Raw genomic sequence first — 13,900 nt, 5'->3', positions numbered from 1 at the left:
ATGACGGCGAGGGAGCTTACGCCACCGCCTTGATCACCTGTCCGACCTTGTCGGCGATTTCGCCGATCTGGTCCTCGGAGACGATGAGGGGCGGGGAGAGGGCGATGGTGTCGCCGGTGATGCGCATCATCACGTCATGCTCGTGGAAGCCGCGGTCCATGGCCTCGAAGGCGCGGGCGCCGACGGCGTCGGGACGCGAGGCGAGGTCGATGGCGCCCACGAGGCCGATGGTGCGGATGTCGAGCACGTTCGGCAGGCCCTTGAGCGAATGGATCGCGTCGGCCCAGACCGGCTCCAGGGCCTTGGCGCGTTCGAACAGCTTCTCGTCGCGGTAGATGTCCTGGGTGGCGAGAGCCGCCGCGCAGGCCAGCGGATGGCCGGAATAGGTGTAGCCGTGGAAGAGCTCGATCATGTTGTCGGGCCCCTTCATGAAGGCGTCGTGGATGCCCTTGCGCACGATCACGCCGCCCATGGGCACGGTGCCGGAATTCACGCCCTTGGCGAAGGTGATCATGTCCGGGATCACGCCGTAGCGCTCGGCCGCGAAGGCGGTGCCGAGGCGGCCGAAGCCGGAGATGACCTCGTCGAAGATCAGCAGGATGCCGTACTTGTCGCAGATCTGGCGCAGGCGCTGCAGGTATCCCTTCGGCGGCGGCAGCACGCCGGTGGAGCCCGCCATCGGCTCGACGATCACGGCCGCGATGGTGGAGGCGTCGTGCAGCGCCACGATGCGCTCCAGATCGTCCGCCAGATGCGCGCCCCATTCCGGCTCGCCGCGGGAGAAGGCCTGCTCGGCCCGGTTATAGGTGTGGGGCAGGTGATCGACGCCGGCCAGCAGCGAGCCGAAGAACTGGCGGTTCTTGACGATGCCGCCGACCGAAATGCCGCCGAAGCCGACGCCGTGATAGCCGCGCTCGCGGCCGATCAGGCGCGTGCGGCTGCCCTGGCCCTGAACGTTCCAATAGGCCAGCGCGATCTTGAGGGCGGTGTCGACCGCCTCCGAGCCGGAATTGCAGAAGAACACGTGGTCGAGGTCGCCGGGGGCGAGCTGGGCGATCCGCGCCGCGGTCGCGAAGCCGGCCGCGTGGCCGAACTGGAAGGCGGGGGAATAGTCGAGCTCTGCCGCCTGCTTCTGGATCGCGGCGGTGATCTCGTCGCGGTTATGCCCCGCGTTGCAGCACCACAGACCGGCCGCGCCGTCGATCACGGCGCGTCCTTCCGGCGTGTAGTAGTGCATGTCCTTGGCGCGGGCGATCATCCGGGGGCGCGCCTTGAAGGAGCGGTTCGCCGTGAACGGAAGCCACCACGCTTCCAGATCGTTCGGTGCGGACAGATCGTTGGCGGCTCTGGATGTCTGTGCGGTCATGGCGGTCCCCGGAAATGAACTCTCGAGGTCAGCCTATCAGTGCTTCCCAGGGGCGCAAAAGGACTTTTGCGGGGACAAGGGTTGCAAGAGCCTCATCGGCCTCCCGTCACAGCGTCATGGCGCGCGCCTCGTAGCCGGCGGCGTTCAGCGCCTGCGCCACCTCCAGGCTCTGCGCGCAGGTGGTGATGTGAACCCGGCCGTGGTCCAGATCCACATCGACCTTGGCGCTGGGATCGAGGCGCTGGACGGCCTTCGTCACGGCGCTCACGCAACCCTGGCAGGTCATTCCCTCCACCTGCATCAGCAAATCCTTCCGGGGCTCTTCCATCGGTCTCATCCTTTCGCTCGTCCTGTCGATCGCCGCCTGGGGACAGGTCCAGGCAAGATCGACCTGTTAATCAAATCCTCGACATGCGGCACTTGAAATAATGCTGCACTTGCGGTTCAGGTGCCTCTCGGACAACATCGTTGCACAATTGATTCGCTGGTTTTGACGCGAAACCACGGGGAGCGGGGGCACCCATGGTAACAACGGCCAAAAGGCTGTTTTTCTTCAAAGGAAGAGAGGCGACGCCGTTCGCCCTCGGCCTGGCATCGGCTGCGGCGGTGATCGTCGTGGCGATTTCCATGGGGATCGGGGCCGCCGTCACGGGCATGGCGCTTCTCCATGTGGCCGCGCTGACGGGCATCGCCATCCTGTGGCTGCGGACGGATGCCGCGACGAAGGCCGCCGAGAAGGCCTCCTCGGATGTCGCCTTCCTGGCCAATCGGCTGGTCAAGCTCGAGAAGCACGTTCGCGCGCCCGAGGCCAATCCCGCCCTGCGCTCCACCGTGGCGGAAGTGACCGGCACCGTCGGCCTTCTGGGCGGAGTCGTGCGCGAGCTCGCCCGGAGCGTGGCCGCGCAGAACCGGGACGTGGCCGACCTGAAGGACACCCTGAACGGCGGCGCGAGGTCGGACGGGGGCGAGAGGCTCTCATCCAGGCCCGCCCCGGACCGGCACGTGGTGGAGGCGCTCGCCTCCCTGCCGGATATTCAGCCCGAGCCGTCCCTGCTTCCCGCCCGTCCCCAGCCCACGGAGGACGAGATCGGACGCATGCGGCTGGCGACGCAGGCTTTCGAGGCCGACCGGATCGAGCTCCACCTGCAGCCGGTCGTGGCCCTGCCTCAGCGCAAGATCCGCTTCTACGAGGCTCTCGCCCGCCTGCGGCTGGTGGACGGCACGCTCCTCGGTCCCATCGAGTTCCTGCCCGTCCTGGAGCGCCTCGGCCGTGCGCCGGAATTCGACCGGCGGATGGTGGTGCGGGCTGTTGCCGTGGCGCGCCATCTGGTGGCCCGCGGGAGCGAGGCCATCGTCGCCGTCAATCTCTCGCCCCGGTCGATCAGGGAGCCCGGTTTCCTGTACTCCCTCGCCCGGGTGATGGACGACGCTCCCGAAATCGCCGGCAAGGTCGTGCTGGAAATTCCTCAGGCAGCCTGGCGCAGCCTCGATAGGGACCAGAAGGAGGCGCTCGCCGCCCTTCGCGACCGGGGCGTGCCCTTCTCGATCGACCGGGCCGCCGATCTGGCCTTCGACGCGCCGGCCATGGCCGATCTCGGGGTGCGTTTCCTGAAGCTTCCGGCCGAGCTGATGATCGCGACCGCCGAGAAGGAAGAGAGCCGCGGGTTCGGCCACGACATCGGGGTGCGCGACTTCGCCTCCGTCCTGCGGCGCGAGGGCATCAAGCTCGTGGCCGAGCGGGTCGAGCGCGAGGAGGCGGTGCCGGCTCTCGCCGAGCTCGGCGTGCCGCTGGCCCAGGGCTTCGTCTTCGCCGCGCCTCGGGCGATCCGGGGGGATGTGCTGGGGCCGTCCTCCGCGAAAACCGCCTTTTCTGCTGATGCCCGCGAACCGGTGCTGCGCCACGCCGGTTGACTTCGGGGGCGGGACAGCCTACCCGCCCGGGTTCACAGCCAGCGAGCTCCCATGACCGCCTCTCTTCGCCCCGCTCTTGTCGAGGGACTGAAACCCCTTGCCGACCGCTACGATCTCGTTCTCTGCGATGTGTGGGGCGTTCTGCACAACGGCGTCAAAGCCTTCGAGCCCGCCAGCGAAGCGCTGACCCGGTTCCGCGAGGGGGGAGGACGCGTCGTTCTCGTCTCCAACGCGCCCCGTCCCGGAAGCGCCGTGGGCACGCAGCTCGATGGGTTCGGCGTTCCCCGCTCGGCCTATGACGCCATCGTCACTTCGGGAGACCTCACCCGCCTTGCCATCGAGGAGCGGCTCGACAAGGTCGTCCACCATATCGGCCCGCCCCGGGACCGGCCGATCTATACGGGGCTCGATGTGCGCTTCGGCTCCATCGGGGAGGCCGATTACGTGGTCTGCTCGGGGCTGGAGGACGACGAGACGGAGACGGCGGAGGATTACCGTCCCCGCCTCGAGGCCATGCTCGAGCGCAATCTCTGGATGGTCTGCGCCAATCCGGACCTCGTGGTGGAGCGGGGCCACGTGATGGTGCCCTGTGCCGGCGCCATCGCGCAGCTCTACGAGGAGATGGGCGGCGAGGTCTTCTATGCCGGCAAGCCGCACGCTCCGGTCTACGAGCGGGCCATCGCCATGGCCGCCGAGCTCAACGGCCGCGAGATTCCCAAGGATCGGGTGCTCGCCATCGGCGACGCCATCCGCACCGACATTGCGGGGGCCGCAGGCTACGGGATCGACTCCCTTCTGATCGCCCGCGGCATTCATGCGGAGGAGCTGAACGCCCATATGGGACCGCTCGTCTCGCAGCATGTGCAGGACTGGGTCGATCTCCAGCCCGTGCGGCCGCAGGCGATCACGGACGCCCTGTCCTGGGCCGCCTGAACGCCTTGACCCACCGGCCGGATTTCGACAGGGTCCGGTTCCCGCACAAGCCCGCCTGATCCCATGTTCTCCGAACACGCTTCCCGAAAGGTGCCGTCCTCCTTCGTGGTGTGCCGCGACGGCGAAGCCGTGCCCGCGAGCCTGCGGGGCGCCATGGCGGCCATCGGCAATTTCGACGGCGTCCATCGCGGGCACCAGCACCTGATCGGGATGGCGGTGAAGTCCGGCCGCCCCGGAGCCGTCGTCACCTTCGAGCCGCATCCGCGGGCTTTCTTCCAGCCGGACAAGCCGCTTTTCCGCATCACGCCGGAGCCGATCAAGCTCGCCGTCATGGCCCGGCTCGGCCTTGCCGGCGTCTTCCTCAGGCGCTTCGGCAAAGATCTCGCCGCCCTGAGCGCCGAGGAATTCGTGGACGTCCTGCACCGGGACCTGCACGTGTCGGGCGTCGTGATCGGCCACGACTTCCATTTCGGCCGCGGGCGCGAGGGCAATCCCGCCAGGATGCAGGAGCTCTGCGCCGCGCGGGGCATGGACTGCCTGATCGCGCCTGCCGTGACCCAGGGCACGGAACCCGTTTCCTCCAGCTCCATCCGCACGGCGCTGGAAGCGGGCGACGTGGCCCTCGCCAACCGGCTTCTGGGATATCGCTGGTTTCTTCAGGCGGAGGTGCGCCACGGCGACAAGCGCGGGCGCGATCTCGGCTATCCCACCGCCAATATGCGCCTTTCCGACGATTGCCGCCTGCACCACGGGATCTACGCCGTGCGGGCGAATGTCGGCGGCAGGACCGTGGACGGCGTCGCCAGCTTCGGCCGCCGCCCGACCTTCGACAACGGCGCGCCTCTTCTCGAGGTGCATCTCTTCGATTTCGCGGGCGACCTCTACGGGCGAACCCTCGACGTGGAGTTCGTCGGCTGGATCCGGGGTGAGCTGCGTTTCGACGGGATCGAGGCCCTGATCGCGCAGATGGACCGGGATTCCGCCGAGGCCAGGCGGATGCTGGCCGAGGATGACACCCGCTCGATGATCGAATAGGAAAAAAGCCGTCACAACGTCCGCGCGGGAGAATTGGCGTGAACCGTCTCAAGGCCCTTCTGTCCCTCGCGCTCCTGGCGTTGCCCCTTGAAGCGGCGACAGCCAACGACACGATGGCGAACTTCGCGGCCGGAGGGCTGACCTTCAGCCGGACGGACGCCGTCGGCATGGTCTCGGAGGATCTCTTCCTCTCCATGGACGAAGTCCGGGTGAACTACCGGTTCCGCAATCGCACCGACCGGGACGTGTCGGGCACCGTCGCCTTTCCGATGCCCGATATCGAGGATCACTATTTCTCCGATGCGGATTATCCCGACGGGCCGCCCGAGAACCCCATGCGCTTCTCGGTGACGGTGAACGGGAAAAGCATCCCGTTCAGCCTCGAGAAGAAGGCCATGGTGGGCGAGGAGAACGTGACCGCTGCCCTTCGGGAGCTGAAAGTTCCGCTCGAGCCCTATGCGCCCGAGGTGGACGAGGCTCTCAGGCGTCTCGCCCCGCCCGCGCTGAAGCGGCTTGAAGATGCCGGGGCCGTCGAGGTTCTGGACAATGCCGGGGGAAGCGGCCCAGACACCGAACTGATCCCGCGCTGGGTGCTCAGGGCTACCTATCACTGGCAGCAGACCTTCCCGGCCGGGCAGGACGTGCTGATCGGCCATCGCTACAAGCCGAGCGTCGGCGGAGCCGTGGTCGATCTGGACTCCCTGGCCAGAAGCGGCGAGGGGATCGCCTCCTATGCCGAGGGCGCTTGCGCCGACAGGGACTTCGTCCGCGGTGCACGGCGCTGGGCCGAGCGCCAGCGCAAGGCTCCCGTCGCGCCGCTGGCGCGCTACATCGATTATGTTCTCGTGACGGGCGGCAACTGGGCCGGTCCGATCGGCAGCTTCAAGCTGACCGTGGACAAGAAGCATCCCGACAACCTCGTCAGCTTCTGCGGCGAGGGCGTGAAGAAGGTCGGGCCCACGCAGTTCGAGATGACGAAGACAGATTTCGTCCCGAGGCAGAACATCAAGGTGCTGATCCTGGATGCGGGAAAATCCTGAGCGTCAGGGTTCCGCCTGAGGCTTGAGCGCCCGCGCCGCCATGGCGTAGCCGCCCATGGCCCCGTCGACGAAGTGGATGTGGTCGCTGCGGGTCGGAGAGGGAACGAAGCAGGTCATCAGCGCCGCATCCTGCCGGTGCAGGCCGTAGCGGGCGATCCCCTGGTTCTGGGCCTCGGCGAGAAGAGCTTCCAGGCGGTCCGCGAGAGCGGGCGTGCAATCGAGGGTCATGCGCAGCCCGTCGTCGAACTTGCGAAAATCCGTGTTGTCCACGAGCTGGCGCGTGTAGCGCACCGGATCGAAGCTGCCGACCGGCCGCCCGAGCCGGAAGATTGCGAAGGCGGTCAACCGCTGGGCCGCCAGCCTGGCATAGGTGGCGAGACGGGAGCTCCCTTGCGTCCCCAGGGCCCTGGCCTCCAGGCCGAAGCCCGTAAACGGGGCGGCGAGCCTCGGACCGGTCTCGGGAACGGGCCTGCCGGCGCCCGATTTGCTCTCGGCCAGGGAAAGGAGCCGGCCGATGAGGTCGTTGAACGATGCCGCATCCGCATCGGCGCCGGGAACGACGATCAGGGAAAGGATCACGCCGCGCTCCGAGCGGATCTCGTCGAAGCGGCAGGAGAGGCCGGTCAGGTTCGGCAGCGTTCCGGGCCCCGCCGGTTCGAGGGCGTAGGAACCGGCCTTCATGGCCTGCTCCGCATAGGCGAGCCCGCCTCCGGAGAACATGGCGTAGGTCACGTCCGGCGAAGCCGCGAAGCGGGCGATGCGGACATCGTGCCCTTGCTCCCGGACCTCGTGGACCGGAACCAGCGCGACGCGCAGCGACAGACCGAACACGTCCCGCACCCAGGCGGCCACGGCGGCGAGGGCTTCGCGCGCCAGATCGGCCTGGGAGGACGGCAGGGCGAAGCTTGCGCCGTCGCCGCTGAAGATGAAGGGGAAATCGTGATTGCCCAAGGCATTGGCGACGGCCGCGATGACGGATGCGGCGGCGGCGTTCACTTCCTTGTAGCGCCCGGCCTCGATGGCGGCGGTGGAGCGCACGATATCGCTCAGACCGAGCACCCAATCGTCGGGCAGGGGCGTGTAGATAGCGGGATCGGTCAGCCGGGAGAAGCGGTCGAAGACGGGCAGTCCGGCATAGAAGCCGGCGCCGTCCCGTTGCTCCGCTCCCGATCCGCCCGCCATCGGAGCGGTGCTACGCCACCGTTTCGCCTTCCGGGGCGCCCCTGTCGAGCAGGTCCGGCAGAGGGTCGCCCTCGGCCACGAAGCGCATGGAGACCGAGTTCATGCAATAGCGTTCGCCCGTAGGCGGGGGACCGTCGTTGAACACGTGGCCCAGATGGCCCTGGCAGCGGGCGCAGCGGATCTCGGTGCGGACCATGCCGTAGCTCGTGTCGCGCACGAAGGCGATGTGCGACCGGTCGATGGGATCGAAGAAGCTCGGCCAGCCGGTGCCGGATTCGAACTTGGCGCCGGATTTGAACAGGGGCAGGCCGCACAGGCGGCAGGCATAGGTGCCCTGTTCCTTGGCCTCGTTGAAGATCCCGCAGAAGGGGCGCTCGGTGCCGTGCTCCAGGAGCACCCGGCGCTCCTCGTCGTCGAGGTCGTCCACGAGCCTGCGGAACTGCTCTTCGGTCGGGGGCGTCAGATCGAAGCCGGCCTTGGAGCGCTGTTCGGTCATGGTGGTCGAATGGTCCATGTCTCGTCCTTCCATCTCTCGGCTTTTCTAGCCCTCACGCAAGCGTGCGGTCCAGCGCCTTCGGCACCGATATAGGGTGCCCGTTGTGCGTTGCCCTGTCCCGGGCCGACAATTCGTAGGCCCTGCGACGAAGGCGCATGATGATCCCCAGCGGGCGGTGGGCTTCCACCCCGTGCCAGGGACTGAAGGAGAGGCCCTCGTCGATGGCCGCGGCCTTGCCCTCGCTCCAGGCCTCCTGCGGCGGCACCGAGATCCGGGCCACGGGGATGTAGGGGCTCTCGTCCTCCGGCCAGGGAACGGTGGCGTCCTCCACCGGCATGGTCTGCAGATCGGTGCAGAGCTGGACCCGGACCTCCCACACGCCGCCATGCTGGCGGAAGAACTCGACGACCGCCGCGCGCAAGCCGTCCGGATTGCCCTTCAGGTCGAGCGGCGCGTCCTTCAGGGCCATGAGCTCGGGCGAGACCGGGGCGACCGAAACCTTGGCGATGTAGTCGCCGTAGCGAAGCGGGACCTGAGAGAAGAACGTTTCCCCCAGAATGTGCGTCTTGGGATGTCCGCCCAGGGACTTGAGCTTGGCGCTCTCCCCGCCGAAGGCCTCGATCAGGGTCTCCAGGCCCCGCGAGACGGCCGAAACGGCCTTCTTGGTGCGGTCGAGCCGGTCCGTGGTCTTCTCCAGAAGCTTGAGGTTCTGGGCAAAGGTCTTCGCATCCGCCTGAAAGGCCGGGCCGTTCACGAGCACGAAATCCTGCGTTCTGTCGCCCTCGGATCCGGGCAGTCGGTCCCCCTCCACGCCCACCACCTTGATGGCCATGCCCCGCGGCGTCGATACGCTGTCGTCCAGCAGGTCGCCGGGAGTGGTGGAGAGGCGCAGGGCCACCGGATAGGCCTCCGGCCTGGCGAAGATGCCCTGCGCCAGCACCTCGGGCAGGCCGTCGAGGACGCGCATCTCGCCCTGGAGCAGCCCATGGCTCTTGGCGTGGACGCTGCGGACCGCGTGGCCGTAGTCCCGGAAGGTCCGCTCGCGGATCCTGCGCATGGATTCGAGGATGCTCGCCTCGATCTCCGCCTCGTCCTTCCCCGGCGTCTCGACGGACGGGTCGTAGGGCAGGGGCGAGGCAGGGGCGGTCGTCGGGGTGCTCATCGGCAGGTTCTCCAGGATCGGGGGACAGCCATTCCAGGGCGCCGTTGCCAAACCGGACAGGCAGCCGGGCAGTTCCGGCATTCTTGCCGCCGTCACGCTTTATTATCCGGCCCGTCGCTGCTAAAAGGCTTGCCATGCCCATGGTTTCTCAGGCTTTCCGCGCGGACCGCATCCGCGCCCTGCGAATTACAGGCCCGGCCTTCGCGTGAGCCGCGAGGGTCCGGGATTGTGCCGTTTCGCCTTTGACACAGAAGCCTGATGCGCTCCGCCGCCCGCGGACCATCCTCAAGATCGATTGACCGTCATGTCCGACAAGACCGAAGCCCCTGCGCGCGACTATTCAGAAACGCTCTTCCTGCCGCAGACCGAATTCCCCATGCGCGCCGGCCTGCCGCAGCGCGAGCCGCAGCTCCTGCAGCGCTGGAACGAGAACAGGCTCTACGAGCGCCTGCGCGAGGTCCAGAAGGGCCGTCCGCGCTTCGTGCTCCACGACGGCCCTCCCTATGCCAACGGCAACATCCATATCGGGCACGCCCTCAACAAGATCCTGAAGGATCTGGTGGTGCGCTCGCAGGGAATGCTGGGCTTCGACTCCAATTACGTGCCCGGCTGGGACTGCCACGGCCTTCCGATCGAGTGGAAGATCGAAGAGGAGTATCGCGCCAAGGGCAAGAACAAGGACGACGTGGACGTCGTCGAGTTCCGCCGCGAGTGCCGGGCCTTCGCCGAAAAGTGGATCGACGTGCAGCGCGAGGAGTTCAAGCGCCTCGGCGTCGAGGGCGACTGGTCCCATCCCTACGCCACCATGTCCTACGACGCGGAGGCGCAGATCGCCCGCGAGATCATGAGCTTCGCGGTCTCGGACCAGCTCTATCGCGGCTCGAAGCCCGTCATGTGGTCCTCCGTGGAGAAGACCGCGCTCGCCGAGGCCGAGGTGGAGTACCACGAGAAGACCTCGACCACGATCTGGGTGAAGTTCAAGATCACCAACACCCTCGACGGCGATCTCGACGGCGCCTCCGTCGTCATCTGGACGACCACGCCCTGGACGATCCCGGCCAACCGCGCCATCTCCTATGGGGCCGAGATCTCCTACGGCCTGTTCAGGGTCACGGAAGCCGCCGACGACAACTGGGCCAAGGTGGGCGACGAGCTCGTCATCGCCGACAAGCTCGCGGCCGAGGTGTTCGCCGCCGCCCGCGTGGCCGGCTACGAGCGCGTCAAGGACGTGCTGCCGGTGATGATCGAGCGCTGCGCCCATCCGTTCCGCGGCCTCGAGGGCGCCAGCGGCTACTGGGACTTCGCGGTGCCGGTGCTGCCGGCCGACTACGTGACCGACGATGCGGGCACGGGCTTCGTGCACACGGCTCCCGGCCACGGCGCGGACGACTACAACACCTACGTGAAGCACAAGGCCGTGTTCGAAGCCTGCGGCACCCGGGAGGTGCCGCACACGGTGTCGCCGGACTCGTCCTATTTCCCCGACGTACCGTTCTTCGCGGGCGAGCGCATCTACGACGACAAGGGCAAGGATGCGGGCGCCAACGAGGCGGTGATCAAGAAGCTCGTCGAGGTCGGTGCGCTCATCGCGCGCGGCCGCCTCAAGCACCAGTATCCCCATTCCTGGCGCTCGAAGGGTCCGCTGATCTTCCGCAACACGCCGCAATGGTTCATCGCCATGGACAAGCCGCTCGACGACAGGGGCGATACCCTCCGTCAGCGCGCGCTCCATGCGATCAAGACCGTCGAGTGGGTGCCGGAGACGGGCGAGAACCGCATCACCGGCATGATCGAGAACCGGCCCGACTGGGTCGTGTCGCGCCAGCGCGCCTGGGGCGTGCCGATCACCGTCTTCGTCCGCAAGGGCACGAACGAGATCCTCAAGGACGAACGCGTCAACGCCGCCATCGCCGAGGCCTTCGAGAAGGAGGGCGCGGATGCGTGGTACGTGGACGACGGCGCCCGTTTCCTGAAGGCCGGCGGCCATGACGTGGCCGATTTCGAGAAGGTGACCGACATTCTCGACGTGTGGTTCGATTCCGGCTGCACCCACGCCTTCGCGCTGGAAAAGCGCGACGACCTCAAGGTCAGGCGCAAGGTCGATGGCGGGCCGGACCAGGTCATGTATCTCGAAGGCTCGGACCAGCATCGCGGCTGGTTCCATTCCTCGCTGCTGGAAAGCTGCGGCACGCGCGGCCGCGCGCCTTACGACATCGTCCTGACCCACGGCTTCGTTCTCGACGAGAAGGGCCAGAAGATGTCGAAGTCGCTCGGCAACGTGGTGGCGCCTCAGAAGGTCATCCAGGATTCCGGCGCCGACATCCTGCGCCTGTGGGTGGCCGCGTCCGATTATTCGGACGACCTGCGCATCGGTCCGGAGATCCTCAAGACCTTCGTCGAGACCTATCGCAAGCTGCGCAACACGATCCGCTGGATGCTGGGCTCGCTGCATCACTTCCGCGAGGCCGACAAGGTCGCCGTGGCGGAGATGCCGGAGCTGGAGCGCTTCGTGCTCCATCGCCTCGCCGAACTCGACGGCGAGATGCGCGAGGCCTATCGCACCTTCGACTACAAGCGGGTGATCGCGCTCCTCAACTCGTTCATGACCACGGACCTGTCGGCGTTCTATTTCGACATCCGCAAGGACTCGCTCTATTGCGACCCGATCTCGAGCAAGGTCCGCAGGAGCGCGCTCACGGTGATCGACCAGACCTTCCGCTGCGTGGCGACCTGGATCGCGCCGATCCTCGCCTTCACCGCCGAGGAGGCGTGGCTCGCGCGCTACCCGAACGCGGAATCGGTCCACCTCGAAACCTTCCCCGACGTGCCGGCGGATTGGCGCGACGAGGCTCTGGCCGAGCGCTGGTCGAAGGTTCGCCGCGTCCGCCGCGTCGTCACCGGCGCGCTGGAGATCGAGCGCGCGCAGAAGCGCATCGGCGCGAGCCTCGAGGCGGCGCCCGCCGTCTTCATCGCGGACGAGAGCCTGTGGAACGCGGTGCAGGGGCTGGACCTCGCCGAGATCTGCATCACCTCCGGCATCGAGGTGGCGCAGGGCGAAGGCCCGGCCGAAGCCTTCCGCCTCGAGGACGTGAAGGGCGTCGCGGTCGTTCCGCGTCTGGCAGAGGGCCGCAAATGTGCCCGGTCCTGGAAGGTGACGCCGGACGTGGGCACCGATCCCGACTATCCCGACGTGACCCCCCGCGACGCCGCCGCCCTGCGTGAATGGGACCAGCTGAGAGCGGCCGCGGAATGACAAAGGCAGACAATTCGGGAACGTCGCTTCCCGGGCTCAATGCTTCCGACGAGGACGGCTCGAAGCGTCATGGGCCTTCGAACCGTTCCCCGTCTCCGCGGGGAGGGGGGAAGCGCAAGACCCGGAAGGACGGGCTGTCCGCCGCCGCCCGCATCGGCTTCACCGTTGCCCTGATCACCCTGTTCCTCGACCAGGCGACGAAGCTCTACACCCTGTTCATCTACGATCTGCCGGTGCGCGAGCCGGTGAGCCTGACGCCGTTCCTCAGCCTGATCGTGGTCTGGAACCGGGGCATCTCCTACGGAATGTTCCAGCAGAGCACCGATCTCGGCCGCTGGATCCTGATCGTGGTCTCGATCCTGGCGTCGATCGGCCTGTCCTTCTGGATCCGCAACACCAAGGGCCGGCTCCTGGCCGCGTCCCTGGGTCTGATCGTGGGCGGCGCCATCGGCAACGTCGTCGACCGCCTCGCTTACGGAGCGGTGTTCGACTTCCTCCTGCTCCACTGGGGCACATGGTCCTGGTACGTCTTCAACGTGGCCGACGCGGCCATCGTTGCGGGGGTCGTCGGATTGCTTTATGACTCCTTTGTGCTGGAAAAGCGCCGAGTGCGGTAAATCTGCAACGCGAGAATGCCGAGCCGCCTTATGTTTGCCTGAATGAGCAATCAGGCGTTCCGGCAAGAATTGGAAACCAGACGGTGGGTGCCATGAAGGGAATGAAAGTCTTTGGCTGCGTGGGCGCTATGGCGCTTCTGTTCGCCGCCTCCGGAGCTTCGGCGCAGGAGGGCGAGGTCGTGAAGAGCATCCTCGGCAGCATCGGCATCATTCCCAAGGAGAAGCCGCCGATCGTCTACAACGAGCGCGCGCCGCTCGTGCTCCCGCCCAAGATGGAACTGCGTCCCCCGGTGCCGGGCGGCGTCGAGGCCCGGAACGGCAACTGGCCGAAGGATCCCGACGTGGCCGCCGCCCGCAAGGCCGCCGCCGAGGCGCGGACGCCCTACACCAGCACCGAGCTGTACAAGAACAGCGAAGGCAAGCGCCTCTCCATCGAGGAGATCCGCGCAGGCCGCAATCCCAACAACTACGTCTCGGGCCCGACCGGTCCGGTCGGCGGTCAGGCCGACAAGAGCGTCATGACGCCCGAAGAGCTCCGCTCCTTCAGCACGCAGAAGGAAGCCGAGCTCGAAGGCGACGGGCTCGAGCGCCGTTATCTCAGCGATCCTCCGGGAAGCCTCCTGAAGGCTGCTAACGGAGCCCCGCTCAAGGCTTCACAGGATCGGGTGGAGATCATCGGCGATCCGGACAGCCCCCAGTCCTTCATCCGCGAGCAGAGCAGGCGCTGAGTTCTGCCGCACTTCCGCTTCTTTCAGGCGAACGGGACCCCTCGTTTCGCCTGAAATGTTTTAAGAAGGCCGAAAGGCCAAGCCTGCCTCCCCCGAGCGCAAACCGTGTCGCACCTTGAAGTTGTGCTGCTCCGCTTGCGTGCTCGCCGGATTGGACTATTCCCGTAGGCGATCCTA

12 protein-coding genes are annotated in these 13,900 nt (G+C 67.1%); 7 read left to right on the top strand and 5 right to left on the bottom strand.

All coding sequences use genetic code 11. The annotated features are described in order from the left end of the window. Positions 1 to 16 precede the first annotated feature (16 nt). A complete protein-coding gene (locus LGR44_RS09780; RefSeq protein WP_226739827.1) occupies positions 17 to 1,366 on the bottom strand; it encodes an aspartate aminotransferase family protein in 1,350 nt (449 codons plus the stop codon). Positions 1,367 to 1,472: 106 nt separating this feature from the next. Next, positions 1,473 to 1,694 carry a heavy-metal-associated domain-containing protein gene (locus LGR44_RS09775; RefSeq protein ID WP_226739825.1) on the bottom strand — a complete coding sequence of 74 codons (222 nt, stop codon included), beginning with the start codon at positions 1,692 to 1,694 and terminating at the stop codon, positions 1,473 to 1,475. A 194-nt stretch (positions 1,695 to 1,888) separates the two neighbouring features. On the opposite strand from LGR44_RS09775, the gene LGR44_RS09770 reads away from it, so the two are divergent. From LGR44_RS09770 to LGR44_RS09755, 4 genes are all read left to right on the top strand, one after another. After that, the gene (locus LGR44_RS09770; RefSeq protein WP_226739824.1) at positions 1,889 to 3,277 is read left to right on the top strand and encodes an EAL domain-containing protein; all 1,389 of its coding nucleotides are present in this window, start codon (positions 1,889 to 1,891) and stop codon (positions 3,275 to 3,277) included. Between the two features lie 51 nt (positions 3,278 to 3,328). Beyond that, complete coding sequence (locus tag LGR44_RS09765) at positions 3,329 to 4,210, top strand: TIGR01459 family HAD-type hydrolase (RefSeq protein WP_226739822.1); 882 nt, start codon at positions 3,329 to 3,331, stop codon at positions 4,208 to 4,210. A gap of 63 nt (positions 4,211 to 4,273) precedes the next feature. Next, positions 4,274 to 5,245, top strand: a complete 972-nt coding sequence (locus LGR44_RS09760; RefSeq protein ID WP_226739820.1) for a bifunctional riboflavin kinase/FAD synthetase — start codon at positions 4,274 to 4,276, stop codon at positions 5,243 to 5,245. Between the two features lie 38 nt (positions 5,246 to 5,283). After that, positions 5,284 to 6,285, top strand: a complete 1,002-nt coding sequence (locus LGR44_RS09755) for a DUF4424 domain-containing protein (RefSeq protein WP_226739818.1) — start codon at positions 5,284 to 5,286, stop codon at positions 6,283 to 6,285. 3 nt (positions 6,286 to 6,288) lie between these two features. Here LGR44_RS09755 and LGR44_RS09750 read toward each other — a convergent pair whose 3' ends face one another. Genes LGR44_RS09750 through LGR44_RS09740 form a run of 3 tightly spaced genes read right to left on the bottom strand, consistent with a single transcriptional unit; the run spans position 6,289 to position 9,125 of the window. Beyond that, positions 6,289 to 7,467 (bottom strand): DUF3095 domain-containing protein, encoded by a 1,179-nt coding sequence (locus LGR44_RS09750; RefSeq protein ID WP_226739816.1) that lies wholly within the window; start codon positions 7,465 to 7,467, stop codon positions 6,289 to 6,291. 10 nt (positions 7,468 to 7,477) lie between these two features. Beyond that, on the bottom strand, positions 7,478 to 7,981 hold the full coding sequence (msrB, locus tag LGR44_RS09745) for a peptide-methionine (R)-S-oxide reductase MsrB (protein WP_226739814.1): 504 nt from the start codon (positions 7,979 to 7,981) through the stop codon (positions 7,478 to 7,480). Positions 7,982 to 8,015: 34 nt separating this feature from the next. Next, positions 8,016 to 9,125: a catalase family protein gene (locus LGR44_RS09740; protein ID WP_226740199.1), complete on the bottom strand. Its 1,110-nt coding sequence runs from the start codon at positions 9,123 to 9,125 to the stop codon at positions 8,016 to 8,018. Between the two features lie 304 nt (positions 9,126 to 9,429). On the opposite strand from LGR44_RS09740, the gene ileS reads away from it, so the two are divergent. From ileS to LGR44_RS09725, 3 genes are all read left to right on the top strand, one after another. After that, complete coding sequence (gene ileS / locus LGR44_RS09735; protein WP_226739812.1) at positions 9,430 to 12,378, top strand: isoleucine--tRNA ligase; 2,949 nt, start codon at positions 9,430 to 9,432, stop codon at positions 12,376 to 12,378. A gap of 134 nt (positions 12,379 to 12,512) precedes the next feature. Further along, positions 12,513 to 12,995, top strand: a complete 483-nt coding sequence (gene lspA / locus LGR44_RS09730; protein WP_264196451.1) for a signal peptidase II — start codon at positions 12,513 to 12,515, stop codon at positions 12,993 to 12,995. A 92-nt stretch (positions 12,996 to 13,087) separates the two neighbouring features. Continuing rightward, positions 13,088 to 13,723, top strand: a complete 636-nt coding sequence (locus LGR44_RS09725) for a hypothetical protein (RefSeq protein WP_226739810.1) — start codon at positions 13,088 to 13,090, stop codon at positions 13,721 to 13,723. Positions 13,724 to 13,900 lie beyond the last annotated feature (177 nt).

The organism is Microvirga lenta (assembly GCF_020532555.1).
GTDB classification, from domain to species: domain Bacteria; phylum Pseudomonadota; class Alphaproteobacteria; order Rhizobiales; family Beijerinckiaceae; genus Microvirga; species Microvirga lenta.
The sequence above is the reverse complement of the archived record's forward strand: the minus strand, read 5'-3'. Positions and strand labels throughout refer to the sequence as shown.

Coding starts and splice junctions, on each gene's coding strand:
- LGR44_RS09780 (WP_226739827.1), bottom strand. CDS start 1,366: ATGACCGCACAGACATCCAGAGCCGCCAACGATCTGTCCGCACCGAAC.
- LGR44_RS09775 (WP_226739825.1), bottom strand. CDS start 1,694: ATGGAAGAGCCCCGGAAGGATTTGCTGATGCAGGTGGAGGGAATGACC.
- LGR44_RS09770 (WP_226739824.1), top strand. CDS start 1,889: ATGGTAACAACGGCCAAAAGGCTGTTTTTCTTCAAAGGAAGAGAGGCG.
- LGR44_RS09765 (WP_226739822.1), top strand. CDS start 3,329: ATGACCGCCTCTCTTCGCCCCGCTCTTGTCGAGGGACTGAAACCCCTT.
- LGR44_RS09760 (WP_226739820.1), top strand. CDS start 4,274: ATGTTCTCCGAACACGCTTCCCGAAAGGTGCCGTCCTCCTTCGTGGTG.
- LGR44_RS09750 (WP_226739816.1), bottom strand. CDS start 7,467: ATGGCGGGCGGATCGGGAGCGGAGCAACGGGACGGCGCCGGCTTCTAT.
- msrB (WP_226739814.1), bottom strand. CDS start 7,981: ATGGACCATTCGACCACCATGACCGAACAGCGCTCCAAGGCCGGCTTC.
- LGR44_RS09740 (WP_226740199.1), bottom strand. CDS start 9,125: ATGAGCACCCCGACGACCGCCCCTGCCTCGCCCCTGCCCTACGACCCG.
- ileS (WP_226739812.1), top strand. CDS start 9,430: ATGTCCGACAAGACCGAAGCCCCTGCGCGCGACTATTCAGAAACGCTC.
- LGR44_RS09725 (WP_226739810.1), top strand. CDS start 13,088: ATGAAGGGAATGAAAGTCTTTGGCTGCGTGGGCGCTATGGCGCTTCTG.